Here is a 14,183-nt window from a genome sequence, read left to right on the forward strand (position 1 = left end):
GGGCACGGGTGCTCGTCAATCATCAGAACGTCGGCTGTTCCCAGGTGGTGATCCCCCACCCGGGAACCGGGGCCGGGCCGTCGGTGGCGGGTGGCGTACGCGCGGACCTTCCCGCGGTTGCCGCAGACCGTCATGCTGCACCAGCGCCGCCGGCCACGCGGGTCGAGGAAGAGCCAGCCGCAGTCGTCGCCGGGACAGGCCCGCACCCGGCGCCGGTCCGCCGTGGTGAGCAGATCGGCGGCGGCCCGGCCGCAGGCGAGCAGTGGCAGGGCCAGCCCCGCCTCCTCGTCGAGGGTCCACCGCAGGGCCCCCTCCGCGTCGGCGCGGAGCCGGGAGGCGGCGGCCGCCCGCTCGGCTACTCCGGCGACGACCTCGAAGGCTGCGGTGTCGCCAGCAGTCAGCAGCGTGGCCCGCAGGGCAGACCGGAAGGTCCGGGTCTCGGTCAGCACCCGCTCGGCCACGTCCGGCTCTTCCTCGGCCACCGCCCGGAGCCGGCGCACCGTGGCGGCGTCGAGCAGGAGAACGTCTGCCTGGCCCTGGGCGGCTGACCAGCCCGCCCCGGACCGCTGCCCGGCCCGCCCAGGATCCGTCGCCAGCTCCGGCCGGGCGGCGGCGGGTCAGGGAGGCGGACCGTGCCAGGAGCGCCAGAGGTCCGCGTACGAGCCGCCGCGAGCGAGCAGGTCGGCGTGCGAACCGAGTTCGGTGATCCGGCCGTCCTCCACCACCGCCACCCGGTCGGCGTCGTGCGCGGAGAAGAGCCGGTGCGCGATCGCGATCACCGTACGGCCCTCCAGTACGGCCGCGAGCGACCGTTCCAGGTGCCGGGCCGCGCGCGGGTCGATCAGCGAGGTCGCCTCGTCCAGCACCAGGGTGTGCGGGTCGGCCAGCACCAGTCGGGCCAGGGCCAACTGCTGCGCCTGCGCGGCGGTGAGCGGATGTCCGCCCGCGCCGACCCGCGTCCCGAGGCCGTCGGGCAGGGCCTCGGCCCAGTCCAGCGCGTCGACCGCGGCCAGCGCCGCGCGGACGTCGGCGTCGGCGGCGGACGGGCGGACCATCGCCACGTTCTCCCGCAGCGTGCCGATGAAGACGTGGTGCTCCTGGGTGACCAGGGCGACGTGCCGGCGCAGCTCGGTCAGGGGCAGCCCGGTCAGGGGCCGCCCGTCGACCGTGACCGAACCGGTGCGCGGGGTGTGCACCCCGGCCAGGAGCCGGCCCAGCGTGGACTTTCCCGCCCCGGACGGGCCGACCATGGCCAGCTTCTCCCCCGGCTCCGGGACCAGGGTCACGCCGTGCAGCACGTCCCGCCCCTCCCGGTAGGCGAACGTCACGTCCCGGACGGCGACCCGCCCGGTGCCGGGCCGCTCGGTCTCCCCGCCGGTCGGGTCCGGTCCGCCCGTCGGGTCCGCCCCGTCGACCGGGGACGGCGCGTCGACCGGGGACGGCGCGTCGACCGGGGACGGCGCGTCGACCGGGGACGGCCTGGACCCGTCCGGCGCGGACCGGGCCGCGTCCGGCCCGTCCGGGGTGGCCACGCCGAGCAGCCGGGCCAGCGACGCCCCGCCGACCTGGAGTTCGTCCAGCCAGGCGAGCAGCCGGTCGACCGGCTCGATGAGCTGCTGCGTGTAGAGGGTCGCGGCGGTGACCTGGCCGAGGTTCACCCAGCCCTCCAGGTAGAACCAGCCGCCGACGACCAGGGTCGCCACCACCGGCACCAGGTACCCGATCTCGGTGAGCGGAAAGAAGACCGTCCGCAGCCACAGGGTGTACCGCTCGGCCGCGTACGACCGGCGGATGTCGGCGTCGGTGCGGGCCCGCCGCCGCGCCTGCTGCCGCAACGCCTCGGTGGTCCGCGAACCCTCGACGGCCTCGCTGATCCCGTCGGTGATGTCCGAGTAGGCAGCGTTCTCCCGCAGGTAACCGTCGGTGGCCCGGCGCAGGTACCAGCGGGTGCCGACGACGAGCACCGGTACGGCGACCAGGCAGGGCAGGACCAGCAGCGGCCCGACCAGCAGCAGGGCTCCGAGGACGAACAGGGCGGTGACCACCGCGATCAGGGTCTCGGGCACCGCCAGCCGGACCGTGCGGGACAGGGCGGAGACGTCCCGGGTCGTCCGGGTCAGCAGGTCGCCGGTGCCGGCCCGCTCCACCGTGGCCAGTGGCAGGGCCAGGATCCGGTCGACGAATTCCTCCCGTAGCGCGGCGAGCACCCGTTCGCCCAGCCGCGCCGAGGCGATGTGCGCGAAGCGGAGCAGCACCGCCTGGGCCACCACGAAACCGGCGATGGCCAGCACGATCGCGTCCACCGGTGTGCTCCGGTCGCCCCGGGAGACCCCCTCGACCAGGTCGCCGAGCAGGCGCGGTCCGGCCAGCCCCGCCGCGGCGGCCAGCGCGTGCAGGGCGAGAGCGCAGGCCAGCGCGCCCGGATGGCGGCGGGTCAGGGCGCGGGCGTACCGGCGGACCTGCGCCGCGTCCGCGACCGGCAGGGCGGTGGCCATCAGTTCTCCGCCCGGCTGACCGTCGCGGCGTACCGGGGCTCGGTGCCGAGCAGGTCTTCGTGCCGCCCCTCGGCGACCACCTTGCCGTCCTCCATGACGATCACGTGGTCGGCGGCCCGCAGCACCAGCGGGCTGGTGGTGCAGACCAGGGTGGTGCGACCGGCCCGCGCCGGCCCCAGGCGGGCGGCGATCCGCGCCTCGGTGTGCGCGTCCACCGCGCTGGTCGGCTCCACCAGGAGCAGGATCTCCGGGTCGGCGACCAGCGCCCGCGCCAGCCGCAGGCGCTGCTGCTGCCCGCCGGAGAACTCCCGGCCCCGCTCGGCCACCGGGCTGTCCAGCCCGTCCGGCAGCGCCTCGACGATGTCGGTCGCGCTCGCCGTCGCCAGGGCTTCGGCGATCGTGGCGTCGTCGGCGACGTCGTGCGGGTCCAGCTCGGCGCGGAGCACCCCGGTGAAGAGATGCGCGTCGTTGTCGACCACCAGGATCCGCTCCCGCACCGTCGCCAGCGCCACGTCCCGCAGCGGTACGCCGTGCAGCGTCGCGTCCGAGTCCACGTACCGGCCGAGCCGGTCGGTGATCGCGACGGCGTCGGCCGGTTCCGCCGTCGCCAGTGCGGTGAACCGGCCGGGACGCACCACCACCCCCGAGCAGGGGTCGACCAGCTCCCCGGGGCCGTCGGGCAGCCGCACCGGGCGGGCCGGGTCCGCCAGCTCCGGGGTCAGCCGGAGCAGGTCGACCACCCGGCGGGCCGCCACGTGCCCCCGGGTCAACTGGTCGATCGTCTCGGTGATCGTGCGCAGCGGGGTGACCAGGAACGCGGTGTAACCGTAGAAGGCGACGAGCTGGCCGGCGCTGATCTCCCCCCGCAGCGCGAACCGGGCCCCGAGCCAGGTGACCAGGGCGAGGAAGAGACCGGGCAGCAGGATCTGCACCGCCGCCAGCAACGAGTCGACCCGGGCCACCCGTACCCCCTCGGCGCGCAGCGCCTGGGACTCGACCCGGTAACGCGCCGCGACCATCTGCTCGCCCCCGACGCCACGCAGCACCCGCAGTCCGCGCACGATGTCCCCGACCCGGGTGGTGAGTCTGCCCTCCTGGTCGCGGTAGGTGCGCTGCCGGCGGTGCAGCGGCCGGATGAGCAGCCCGACCGCCGTCATCAGCACCGGCACCCCGAGCACCACGACGAGGCCCAGCGGCAGCGAGGCGGTCAACAGGATCACCGTGATGGTGACGAGGGCGACCACCGCGCCGCTGCCCCGGGCCAGGATCTCCATCGCGGAGCCGATCTGCCCGATGTCCGACGTGCCGATGCTGACCAGCTCACCGGCGGCGACCCGCCGGGGCAGGGTCGCGCCGAGCCGGTTCGCCGCCTCGACGGTGAGCTGCACGGTGCGGTACGCGGCGGCGAGCCAGTTGTGGACCGCGCAGCGGTGTCGCAGCACGCCGGCGACCGCCTGGAGCACCCCGAGCCCGAGCAGCACCAGTCCCCAGGTGACCAGCGCGCCGGGGTCACGGGCGGTGAGGCCGGCGTCGATCGCCCGGCCGATGGCCGCCGGGGCGAGCGCCTGGGCCACCATCCAGACGACGCCGAGCACGATCCCGGCGACCAGGGTGGGGCGGCTCTGGTTGGCCAGCCAGACCAGGAAGCGGGTGGCCGACCGGGGGTCGGGGATGCCGGGATCGCCGGCCGGTAGGGAACGCATGACAGGACAAAACCTAGGCGACGGACACGGAACGCGCCCGTCACGTCACCCACCGGAGGGCCGGCGTGTCAGCGATCGACCTGCGTGAAGTCCCAGGAGTGGGCGGGTCCGGCGAGCAGGGTCGGCGGAGGATCGGGCAACGAGCGGGGCGTGTTGCGCCACTTCGAGACGACCACCACCCGGTGGTCGGTGGAGGTGAAGACCTCGCTCGACACGTGCAGCGGGTCGTGCTCGAACTCCCGCAGCCCGATGTCGCAGACCCAGGCCAGCAGGTCGTCGAAGCCGTACGGCTCGGCGCGGGCCTCCCACATCCGTACGATCACGTCGTCCGCCCACCCTCCGCCTCGCCGCTGCTGACGGCGCCTGCCTCCGCCCCGTCTGCGAAGGTTACCGGCTGACCGTGGTCAGCGGCATGGCCGAATCGGCAGGCAGGTCGAGCCGGCTCGGCGCGACCCCGGCGGCGACCAGGTGCGAGCCGAGCGCGGCGACCATCGCGCCGTTGTCCGTGCACAGCTGCGGCCGGGGCACCCGGACCCGGACGCCGTGCCTGGCGGCGCGCTGCTCCGCCATCGCCCGCAGCCGCGAGTTGGCGGCCACCCCCCCACCGATGACCAGCGTCTCCACGCCGTGCGTCCGGCAGGCGTCCAGCGCCTTGGTGACCAGCACGTCGCAGACCGCCTCCTGGAACGAGGCCGCCACGTCGGCGACCGGCACCGGCTCGCCGGCTCGCTGCCGGGCCTCCACCCAGCGGGCCACCGCCGTCTTCAGCCCGGAGAAGGAGAAGTCGTACCGGTGGGCGGCGAGGTCCTTGGCGGCGGTGAGGCCACGCGGGAAGGCGATCGCGGCCGGATCGCCGGCACGGGCCTCCCGGTCGACGTACGGGCCACCGGGAAAGGGCAGGCCGAGCAGGCGGGCCACCTTGTCGAACGCCTCTCCGGCGGCGTCGTCGATGGTCGCGCCGAGCGGCGTCACCCCCCGGGCCAGGTCGTCGACCAGCAGCAGGGACGAGTGACCGCCGGAGACCAGCAGGGCGACCGCCGGTTCGGGCAGCGGGCCGTGCTCCAGGGTGTCCACCGCGACGTGTGCGGCGAGGTGGTTCACGCCGTACACCGGCTTCTCGGCGGCCAGCGCGTAACCCTTGGCGGCGGCCACGCCGACCAGCAGCGCCCCGGCCAGGCCGGGGCCGGAGGTGACCGCGATCGCGTCGATGTCGGCGAGGGTCACGCCCGCCCCGGCGAGCGCCCGGTCCATGGTGGGCACGATCGCCTCCAGGTGGGCGCGGCTGGCCACCTCGGGCACCACGCCACCGAACCGGGCGTGCTGCTCCACGCTGGAGGCGAGCGCGTCGGCCAGCAGGGTGTGGCCCCGGACGATGCCCACACCGGTCTCGTCGCAGGAGGTCTCGATGCCGAGGATCAGCGGTTCGTCAGCCATCGCGTGTCGTCAGTCCCTGGTGCGCCGCATGACCAGCGCGTCGGTGTTGGTCGGTTGGTAGTAGCCACGGCGGATGCCGATCGGCTCGAAGTCGTACCCGGCGTAGAGCTTCTGGGCCGGGGCGTTGTCCACCGCGACCTCCAGCAGCACGTCGCGGGTCCCCCGGGCGTCCGCCTCGGCGAGCAGCGCCTCCAGCAGGGCCCGGCCGACCCCGCGCCGCTGGGCGTCCCGCCGGACCGCGATGTTCTGCACCCACGCCTCGTCCGGGGCCGCCACGGCGAGCCCGGCGTAGCCGAGCACGTCGTCGGCCGCGGAGCCGACGGCCCGACCGGACTCGGTGGCGACCAGGTAGTGGTGCCGGTTGGCCAACTCGTTCCAGAACATCGCTGGCGACCACTGCTCGACGCCGAAGAGGTCGGCCTCGATCGGCAGTACCGCGTCGATGTGCCACCAGCGGAACCGGTCGATGCGGACCGACCTGTCGCCGGTCGCGTCGGCTGCGGTCACGGCAGCACCGGCTTGCGGGCGGTGGCCGCCACCGCGTCCGGCCGGCGCAGGTAGAGCGGGGTGAGCCGCTCGCCGGGGGCGGCGGTGAGGATCCGCTCGGCGGCCAGTCCGGCCAGCGCGACGGCCGACGGATAGCGCGGCTCGGCCCGCAGCGGCAGGCCGAGCACGTCGGCGTAGCGGTACGCGCCGTCGCCGACCATGGCGGTGGCCCCGAGGTCGCGGGCCCGTCCGGCGACGACGGCCGGCACGTCGACGTCCGGGCCGGCGATCCGCTCACCGACGGCGTCGTACACCGCCCAGTAGACCTCCCGGCGGCGCGCGTCGGTGGCGGCCAGCACCGGTTCCCCGGCGGCCGCCGGGTAGCCGACCGCATCCAGCGAGCAGACCCCGTACGTGGGGACGCCGAGCGCCTGGCCCATGCTGGCGGCGGTGACCAGGCCGACCCGCAGCCCGGTGAACGGGCCGGGCCCGAGCCCGGCGACGATCGCCCCCAGGTCGACGGGACGGGCGCCCACCTCGGCGAGCACCGCCGCGACCTGCGGCGCGAGCAGCTCGCCGTGGGCCCGGCCGTCGACGGCGTGACGCTCCGCCCGGAGCGTGACGCCGTCCGGCCCGATCTCCGCCAGCGCGGCGGTCACCGCCGGGGTCGAGGAGTCCACCACCAGTACGAGCACGTGCCCACCCTAGCCGGGCCCACCACCGGCCCTCCGGCGACTCGGTCGCAGCCCGCCGTCGCCCCGGCCACCACCGGCCGGGCGGCGACGGACGCGCCCGACGCGGGTGCGGCGGTTCAGCCGGCCGACCGCTCCCAGTCGACCGTGGGCAGGCCGGCGTCGGCGAGGGCCTTGTTCGCCGCGCTGAACGGACGGCTGCCCAGGAAGCCGCGCGGGTTCATCGGGCTGGGGTGGCCGGACTCCAGCACCACGTGCTGCGGGTTGGTGACCAGCGCGGCCTTCTTGCGGGCGTACCCGCCCCAGAGCAGGAAGACCACCCGGTGGTCCAGCGCGTCGAGGGCCCGGATGGTGGCGTCGGTGAACTCCTCCCACCCCTTGTTGCCGTGCGAGCCCGGCGTCGCCTGCCGGACGGTCAGCACCGCGTTGAGCAGCAGCACCCCCTGCGCCGCCCAGCCGTCGAGGTTGCCGCTGCGCGGCTTCGCCACGCCGAGATCCTCGCTCAGCTCCTTGAAGACGTTGCGCAGCGACGGCGGCACGGCCACCCCGTCCCGGACGCTGAAGCTGAGCCCGTGCGCCTGCCCGGCCTTGTGGTACGGGTCCTGCCCGAGGATCAGCACCCGGCAGTCCTGCGGCGCGCAGAGCCGGTACGCCGAGAAGAGGTCCTCGACCGGCGGGAAGACCGTCTGGGTGGCGTACTCCCGGGCGACGAACTCCCCGAGCGCGGCCGTCCGGGCCGGGTCGAGGTGCGGGGTGAGCACGCCACGCCACGCCTCCGGCAGCAGGTCGAGCAGGGCGAGGGTCGGCACGTCCGCGGGCATGGGCCACCTTTCGTCGAGCGGTCGGCTCTGAACACCGACCAGATCGCTACTTCTACCAGTCCGCACCGACAGTTCCCACCCGGCCGGCCCGGCAGAGCCGGACGCGATCCCACCCGGCCGGCCCGGCAGAGCCCGAGGCCATCCCACCGGCCGGTCCAGCCCTGCCCGGTTCGGGCGGATTCGCCCCGTGGCGGTGGCGCACTACGCTGCGGCCACCTCACGAAAGGATCCTTGATGCGCAAAACCCTGCTGCCCCTCCTGGCCGTCACCCTGTTCACCGGGCTGGCCTGCGGCTTTGGCGGCGAGACCGGCTCCAGCAGCGGGACGAAAGGCGCCGACCGGGCGACCAGCGCACCCCAGCCGGACGACGACAACGACGCCGTCGACGCCACCCCGGCCGCCGGGCCGAGCAGTACGCCGAGCACGAGCAGTAAGCCGCCGACGCAGGCCAAACCGCTCACCTGCAAGCAATTGGAGACCGCGCGGCTCGGCAGCGCGGCCCAGCCGTACAACGGTTACCGCGACCCGATCCCGCTGCTCGACGGGCTCTGGTCCGGCGAGGACGGCGTGGTCGTCCAGTTGCAGTGGCCGTGCGCGATCGGCGAGCTGACCGGCGACGGCGCCGCCGACGCCGTGGTCCCGGTGCTGATGGACGGCGGCGGCACGGGCAAGTTCTGGCAGCTCGCGATGTTCCGCAACGTCGACGGCAGGCCGGCGTACCTGACCATGGTCGACATCGGGGACCGGACCCCGATCGAGAAGGTGACGATCAGTGCCGGGCGGGCGAGGGTGGAGTTCCTGAAGCGCCCCGACGACCCGTCGTCGACGGTGGACGTGGTCCGCCGTACCTCCGTGTACCAGCTCGACGGGAACAGCCTCGTGGAGATCGGCTACTTCGACGACCCCGCCTGAGGCGTCCCGCCGCGAGGGTGGGGCTACCGTCCGGGCGGCCAGCCCCACCTGACCACGCTTCCGCGACCTGCTGCGCTGACCGGCACCGGCCGCCCCGCCTCACTCCGGCAACCACGGAGTTGACGACGGCCACGTCCCGACCCGCCTTATGACGGCCACGTCCCGACCCGCCTTATCAGGCTTCAGTTAACGCTCGCCGGTCCCGGTCCGGACGAAGGTTTCCGCCTACGCGTGCCCGCCGCCCTCCATCCGGGCGACGACGGGCACCGGGGATTGGATCAGAGGTGCCCGATGTCGTTGAAGCAGACCAGGGCGGGAGGTCGGTTGGTGTCCCACCGCACGATCGTCAACCCGCAGTTCTCCTGGTTGAGGCTCATCCAGCGCCACGTGGGAGCGTCCAGGACGTGCCGGACGAACCAACCGATCACGAAGTTATGCGTGACCACGAGTTCATACCGGTCCTCGGCGCTGTCGGCACCGAAGTGGTCTACAGCGGCCCGTAGGCCGAGAGCGTCCTCGTCGCGCTCCTGATTCGGAACCCGGTCCAGCCAGCGGAGAAGAGGTTCGGGGTACTCGTTCCGGTGTTCGACGGAGGGTACGGGCGTTCGGTCCATGGCGAAGTCGCAGGCGTGCCGAGGGGCATCCGGCAGGTAGTCAGCGAGCACCTCAGCGGTCTCGACTGCCCGGGGCAGCGGGCTGTGGTGCATAGTCGAGAACGTCATGTCCGCCAGCCGCCGGCCGAGCCGATCCGCCTGCCGACGGCCCCGTTCGGAGAGGCCGCCATCTGTCGAATGACCGAGCGCTGGGTCCTGCTCACCATGGCGGACCAGATACAGGAGCGTGCGAGCCACCGTAGTTGACCTCCAGTCGTGTCGATGCTTACACAGGCATGTCGAACGTCGGGTGGGCCCCGGTGTCGGGCATCAGCCGACGGAGGACATGCCGAAGACGTAGGACGGCGCGGGCAGAGCCACTCGCGGGCACCCTGTGTCGTCCTCGGTTTCGAGCGCAGGTCGGGTCCGCGCGAGTCAGGTTCGCGCTGTACGGCGGAACGTCGTTGGGCTGGGCACCGGTGCCGACATCCGTAAAGTAGTCCTGTCATAGCGTTACTTCTGGAGGCGTGATGGGTCGGACCCTCACGGCGGCGGTTCACCAGGAAGAAGACTGGTACGTCGCCCGCTGCCTGGAACTCGACGTGGCCAGTCAGGGCGGAACGCTCGAGGAGGCGCTGACGAATCTGCGCGAGGCCGTCGAGGTCTACCTGGACGAGGTGTCCCAACCAACGATCGAGGCAACGCCCCTGGTGACGTCCTTCCAGGTGGGAAGGGCTGCGTGAGTCCCCCCTCGCCGACCTTCCGCTTCGCAAGGTGCTGGACGCGCTGAAGCAGGCTGGGTTCGATCATGTACGGACCAAGGGCAGTCATGCCGTCTACCGGAATCCCGCCGGCAACGTGGTCGTGGTCCCGCAGCACGGCACGATCAAGCGGGGCACCCTGGCCTCGATACTCCGCCAGGCCCGGTCTGACCCCGGCGGAGTTCCTCGACCTGCTGCGCTGAGTCCGTCCGGCGGCGCGTTCAGAGCCGGAGTCGGGTAAGTCGGTCAGGCCAGGTGCCGCCGACGGCGATCAGTTCGGCGGTGCGGGTGTCGTCGTCGTGGCGGTCGAGGCGGATGTGCAGGTGCGACTCGGTCAGATGCTCGGCCAGGCCCTCCCCCCACTCGACCACGGTGACCGAGTCGTCCAGCGAGGCGTCCAGGTCGAGGTCGTCGATCTCGGCGCGCGGGTCGGTGGCGTCACCCAGGCGGTACGCGTCGGCGTGCACCAGGCCGATCGTCCCGCCGCGCGCCGGATCGGGCCGGTGCGCCCGGGCGATCACGAAGGTGGGCGAGGTGATGTCGCCCAGTACCCCGAGACCCGCGCCGATGCCCTGGGTGAGCGCGGTCTTGCCGGCCCCCAGCGGTCCGGTGAGCAGGACCAGGTCACCGGCGCGGAGCAGCCCGGCGAGCCGGCGGCCGAAGGCGTGCGTGTCGGCCAGGGTGGGCAGCGTCACGACGACCGTCACAGTTTCTTCACCGCGCACACCGCTCACCGGATCGCCGCCAGAATGCCCCGTTCTTCAGGGCGGGAGGGAATGGCGGTCCCACTGCCAATCATGATCAACCTTTCGGGTAGGTTTGTCCTATGCGGACGGCGTACCGGTGTCGGGCGTACCCCACCCCGGAACAGGCGGCGGTATTGAACCGCACGTTCGGATGCGTCCGCTTCGTCTGGAACCGCACCCTGGCCGCCCGGACCGCCCGCTGGCGCACCGACCACGTGTCGACCTCGTACGCCGAGACCGACCGGGCGCTGACGGAGCTGAAGAAACAGCCCGACCTGAAGTTCCTGGGCGAGGTCAGTTCGGTGCCGTTGCAGCAGACGCTGCGGCACCAACACACCGCCATGACCGCGTTCTTCCAAGAGCGGGCCCGGTATCCGCGTTTCAAGTCCCGGCACGGCCGGCAGTCCGCTTCCTTCACCCGGTCGGCGTTCCGCCTGCGCGACGGCACGCTGTCTCTGGGGAAGACACCAGGAACGCTGGCGTTCGTGTGGTCGTGGCCCGACATCGACCCGGCCGGGTTGGATCCGACGATGGTGACGATGTCTCGTGACCCGGACGGCCGCTGGTTCGTGACCTTCGCCGTAGACGTCGAGACCCCCACCGCACCCGAGCCGACTGGCCGGGTGGTGGGTGTGGACCTTGGTCTGACGGACTTCGCGGTGCTGTCCACCGGTGAACGCGTCCCCCACCCGAGGCACATGGAGCGGCGGGAGCGCCGTCTGAAACGCTACCAGCGGATGATGGCCCGCCGGCGGAAGGGCTCCGCGAACCGGGCCAAGGCCAGACGGAAAGTGGCGCGCGCTCATTCGCGGGTGCGGGACGCGCGCCGGGACTTCCTGCACCGGACCAGCACTGCTCTGGTGCGCCGATTCGACGCTATCGCCGTGGAAGACCTCGCTGTCGGCAACATGGTCCGCAACCGGTTCATGGCGAAGGCGATCTCCCGCACCGGCTGGGCCGAGTTCCGTACCCTGCTCGCCTACAAGGCGCAGCGCGCCGGCCGGCATCTGGCGGTGGTCGACCGCTGGTACCCGTCCAGCAAGACCTGCTCGGCGTGCGGGCACCTGCTTGCCACCCTTTCCCTGGGCACCCGCCACTGGCGGTGTCCGTCCTGCGGCACCCGGCACGACCGGGACGTCAACGCCGCCCAGAACATCGCCGTCGCGGCCGGGCTGGTCGAGACACGAAACGCCTGCGGAGCGGACGTCAGACACGAAGATCCTCCTTCCGTGCGGTCCGCCGTGAACCAGGAACCCCTGCCCGTGAGGGTGGGGATCCCCCGACTTTAGGCGGGGGAAAAAGTCAAAGTCGCTCCAGGAAGTCCATCAGGGCGGCGTTGACCTCGTCCGCGTGCTCCAGCATCACCACGTGCCCGCTGTCCGGGATCCGGACGAACTCGGCGTGCGGCAGGCGACGCACGATCTCCTCCGAGTGGGTCACCGGCGTGATCATGTCCTTCTCGCCCGCCACCACGAGCACCGGGGTGCCGGCCAGCGCGGCGAGCGCCGGGTGGCGGGCGTGGGTGGCCAGGGTACGCAGGTAGCGGGTGACCGTGTCGGCCGAGGTGTGCGAGTTCATCTCCTCCACGTACGACACCAGGGCCGGGCTCGGTTTCGGGGTGCCGAAGCCGTACCGGCGGGTGAGCAGCCAGGCCACGTTCGAGGTGGAGCGGCGGGCCTTGTCGATGATGGTGCCGCCGTACCGGGTGGTGGTGTTGACCATGTAGAGCACCGGCGGGCCGACCCGGCCGAGCAACGCCGGGGCGACCAGCTTGGTCTCGGCGAGCAGTCCGCCGGAGGTGGCCATCAGCACCGTCCCGATCACCCGGTCACCGAACATCTCCGGGTACAGCTCGGCGAACGCCATGATGGTCATGCCGCCCATCGAGTGCCCGACCAGCACCAGCGGCCCGTCCGGGGTGGTCCGGTCGATCACCCGCCGCAGCGCGTGGCCGAGCGCGGTGAGGTCGTACTCGCCGCTCTCCAGCTTGCCGGAGCGGCCGTGACCGGGCTGGTCGTACGCGACGATCCGGTGCTCGCCCCGCTGGGCGAGCAGCTTGCGCTGGAAGTGGAAGGTCCCCATGTCCAGGCAGAACCCGTGCACCAGGACGACGGTGGGCCGCCCGGCGGCCGGCGCGGTGGGCTCGACCACCTCCACGTGCAGGTCGGTGCCGTCGGGCAGTTCCATCCGGAACGACTCGTCGGACCGCTGCTGGCCGAAGATCTCGTCGGCGTACCGGTTGGTGGGGTCGGCCTTGTACCGGCGGACCAGTACCCGTTGGGTGGCCACCCCGGCCGCGAGCCCGGCGGCGGCCACCCCGACGGCCGCGCCGACCAGGCCGGCGGCCTTCCCGGCGGCGGTACGCGGCCGGGGCACCCGGCCGAGCAGGGAGGTCATGTCCGCTCGCCGTCGTACACCCGGGCGACCCGGCAGCCGCCGAACCGGGTGACGATCTCGTAGTTGATGGTGCCGACCGCCTCGGCCCAGTCGTCGGCGGTGGGCTCGCCGTCGGCGCCGCTGCCGAAGAGGACCGCCACGTCGCCCGCCGCGACCGGGTCGTCGCCACAGTCGATCATGATCTGGTCCATGCAGACCCGGCCGGCGATGGTCCGGTTCCGCCCGGCCAGCCGGACCGGGCCGGTGTTCGAGGCGTGCCGGGGCACCCCGTCGGCGTAGCCGACCGGCACCAGGGCCAGCGTGGTCTCCCGGTCGGTGGTGTAGGTGTGGCCGTACGAGACACCGGTCCCGGCGGGAACCCGCTTGGTGAGCGTCACCCGGGCCCGGGCGGTCATGGCGGGACGCAGGCCGTACCGCTCGCCGGGCACCGGGGAGAGGCCGTAGACCGCCAGGCCGGGACGGACCAGGTCGAAGTGGGTGTCGGGACGGGTCAGGGTGGCCGCCGAGTTGGCCAGGTGCCGGTACCGGGGGCGCAGTCCCGCCCGTTCGACCATGTCCAGCCCCTCGTGGAAGACCGTGATCTGCCGATCGATGGTCGGGTGGCCGGGTGAGTCGGCGTAGGCGAAGTGGCTCCACACACCGACCAGCTCGACGAGGCCGTCGGCCTGTGCCTTGGCGGCGGCCTCCAGCAGCGCCGGCCAGTCGGCGACGGTCGCGCCGTTCCGGGAGAGCCCAGTGTCGATCTTGAGATGCAGCCGGACCGGTCGCTCCACCCGCCGGGCGGCGGCGGTCATCTCGTCGAGCTGGTTGACGCTGGCCGCGGAGAGGTCGACGTCGGCGGCCACCCCCTCGTGCAGCGGCAGTCCGGGGCTGAGCAGCCAGGCCAGCACCGGCGCGGTGATCCCGGCCCGGCGCAGGGTGAGCGCCTCGTCCAGGGTGCAGACCCCGAGCCAGGTCGCCCCGGCGTCGAGCGCCGCGCGGGCCGCCGGGAGCATGCCGTGCCCGTACCCGTCGGCCTTGACCACCGCCATCAGCTCGGCGCTGGTGCCGGAGCGCAGCCGCGCCACGTTCTCCCGGATGGCGTCAAGATCAACCCGTACCTCGGCCTGCCACATGGCCCCAGCCTACTGACCACGGTGATCG

At 73.2% G+C, this 14,183-nt stretch carries 15 protein-coding genes and 1 pseudogene; 4 read left to right on the forward strand and 12 right to left on the reverse strand.

All coding sequences use genetic code 11. The features are described from left to right. Positions 1–143: 143 nt before the first annotated feature. From GA0074694_RS33870 to ung, 8 genes and pseudogenes are all read right to left on the reverse strand, one after another. A pseudogene (locus GA0074694_RS33870) lies at positions 144–500 on the reverse strand (CGNR zinc finger domain-containing protein); the annotation flags it as partial. Between the two features lie 117 nt (positions 501–617). Next, the gene (locus tag GA0074694_RS02320) at positions 618–2,495 is read right to left on the reverse strand and encodes an ABC transporter ATP-binding protein (protein ID WP_091451693.1); all 1,878 of its coding nucleotides are present in this window, start codon (positions 2,493–2,495) and stop codon (positions 618–620) included. Then, a complete protein-coding gene (locus GA0074694_RS02325; RefSeq protein ID WP_091451697.1) occupies positions 2,495–4,198 on the reverse strand; it encodes an ABC transporter ATP-binding protein in 1,704 nt (567 codons plus the stop codon). Before GA0074694_RS02325 ends, GA0074694_RS02320 begins: the two co-directional genes overlap by 1 nt. A gap of 68 nt (positions 4,199–4,266) precedes the next feature. Further along, positions 4,267–4,521, reverse strand: coding sequence for a hypothetical protein (locus tag GA0074694_RS02330; protein ID WP_091451700.1), 255 nt, complete (start codon positions 4,519–4,521; stop codon positions 4,267–4,269). Between the two features lie 64 nt (positions 4,522–4,585). Continuing rightward, on the reverse strand, positions 4,586–5,632 hold the full coding sequence (gene tsaD / locus GA0074694_RS02335; protein WP_091451703.1) for a tRNA (adenosine(37)-N6)-threonylcarbamoyltransferase complex transferase subunit TsaD: 1,047 nt from the start codon (positions 5,630–5,632) through the stop codon (positions 4,586–4,588). A 9-nt stretch (positions 5,633–5,641) separates the two neighbouring features. Further along, positions 5,642–6,139 (reverse strand): ribosomal protein S18-alanine N-acetyltransferase, encoded by a 498-nt coding sequence (rimI, locus tag GA0074694_RS02340; RefSeq protein ID WP_091451707.1) that lies wholly within the window; start codon positions 6,137–6,139, stop codon positions 5,642–5,644. Further along, positions 6,136–6,813: a tRNA (adenosine(37)-N6)-threonylcarbamoyltransferase complex dimerization subunit type 1 TsaB gene (gene tsaB, locus GA0074694_RS02345; protein WP_091451710.1), complete on the reverse strand. Its 678-nt coding sequence runs from the start codon at positions 6,811–6,813 to the stop codon at positions 6,136–6,138. Before tsaB ends, rimI begins: the two co-directional genes overlap by 4 nt. Positions 6,814–6,929: 116 nt before the next feature. After that, positions 6,930–7,631 carry a uracil-DNA glycosylase gene (ung, locus tag GA0074694_RS02350; RefSeq protein ID WP_091451713.1) on the reverse strand — a complete coding sequence of 234 codons (702 nt, stop codon included), beginning with the start codon at positions 7,629–7,631 and terminating at the stop codon, positions 6,930–6,932. Positions 7,632–7,865: 234 nt separating this feature from the next. On the opposite strand from ung, the gene GA0074694_RS02355 reads away from it, so the two are divergent. Further along, positions 7,866–8,543: a hypothetical protein gene (locus GA0074694_RS02355; protein WP_091451716.1), complete on the forward strand. Its 678-nt coding sequence runs from the start codon at positions 7,866–7,868 to the stop codon at positions 8,541–8,543. Positions 8,544–8,821: 278 nt separating this feature from the next. On the opposite strand, the gene GA0074694_RS02360 is transcribed toward GA0074694_RS02355, so the two are convergent. Continuing rightward, a complete protein-coding gene (locus tag GA0074694_RS02360) occupies positions 8,822–9,394 on the reverse strand; it encodes a histidine phosphatase family protein (protein WP_091451718.1) in 573 nt (190 codons plus the stop codon). Between the two features lie 272 nt (positions 9,395–9,666). Between GA0074694_RS02360 and GA0074694_RS02365 the strand changes: the two genes are divergently transcribed. Beyond that, positions 9,667–9,879 (forward strand): type II toxin-antitoxin system HicB family antitoxin, encoded by a 213-nt coding sequence (locus tag GA0074694_RS02365; protein ID WP_091451722.1) that lies wholly within the window; start codon positions 9,667–9,669, stop codon positions 9,877–9,879. Between the two features lie 31 nt (positions 9,880–9,910). Continuing rightward, on the forward strand, positions 9,911–10,138 hold the full coding sequence (locus GA0074694_RS34070) for a type II toxin-antitoxin system HicA family toxin (RefSeq protein ID WP_218105636.1): 228 nt from the start codon (positions 9,911–9,913) through the stop codon (positions 10,136–10,138). Here the strand turns inward: GA0074694_RS34070 and tsaE are convergent. Continuing rightward, positions 10,119–10,604: a tRNA (adenosine(37)-N6)-threonylcarbamoyltransferase complex ATPase subunit type 1 TsaE gene (gene tsaE / locus GA0074694_RS02375; RefSeq protein WP_091451732.1), complete on the reverse strand. Its 486-nt coding sequence runs from the start codon at positions 10,602–10,604 to the stop codon at positions 10,119–10,121. The two genes, GA0074694_RS34070 and tsaE, sit on opposite strands and share 20 nt — an antisense overlap. 119 nt (positions 10,605–10,723) lie before the next feature. On the opposite strand from tsaE, the gene GA0074694_RS02380 reads away from it, so the two are divergent. After that, a complete protein-coding gene (locus GA0074694_RS02380) occupies positions 10,724–11,932 on the forward strand; it encodes an RNA-guided endonuclease InsQ/TnpB family protein (RefSeq protein WP_091451736.1) in 1,209 nt (402 codons plus the stop codon). A 13-nt stretch (positions 11,933–11,945) separates the two neighbouring features. Here the strand turns inward: GA0074694_RS02380 and GA0074694_RS02385 are convergent, their stop codons facing one another. After that, positions 11,946–13,040, reverse strand: coding sequence for an alpha/beta fold hydrolase (locus tag GA0074694_RS02385; RefSeq protein ID WP_091451740.1), 1,095 nt, complete (start codon positions 13,038–13,040; stop codon positions 11,946–11,948). Beyond that, positions 13,037–14,155, reverse strand: coding sequence for an alanine racemase (gene alr / locus GA0074694_RS02390; protein WP_091451744.1), 1,119 nt, complete (start codon positions 14,153–14,155; stop codon positions 13,037–13,039). Before alr ends, GA0074694_RS02385 begins: the two co-directional genes overlap by 4 nt. Between the last annotated feature and the right edge of the window lie 28 nt (positions 14,156–14,183).

Source organism: Micromonospora inyonensis (assembly GCF_900091415.1).
Classification (GTDB): domain Bacteria; phylum Actinomycetota; class Actinomycetes; order Mycobacteriales; family Micromonosporaceae; genus Micromonospora; species Micromonospora inyonensis.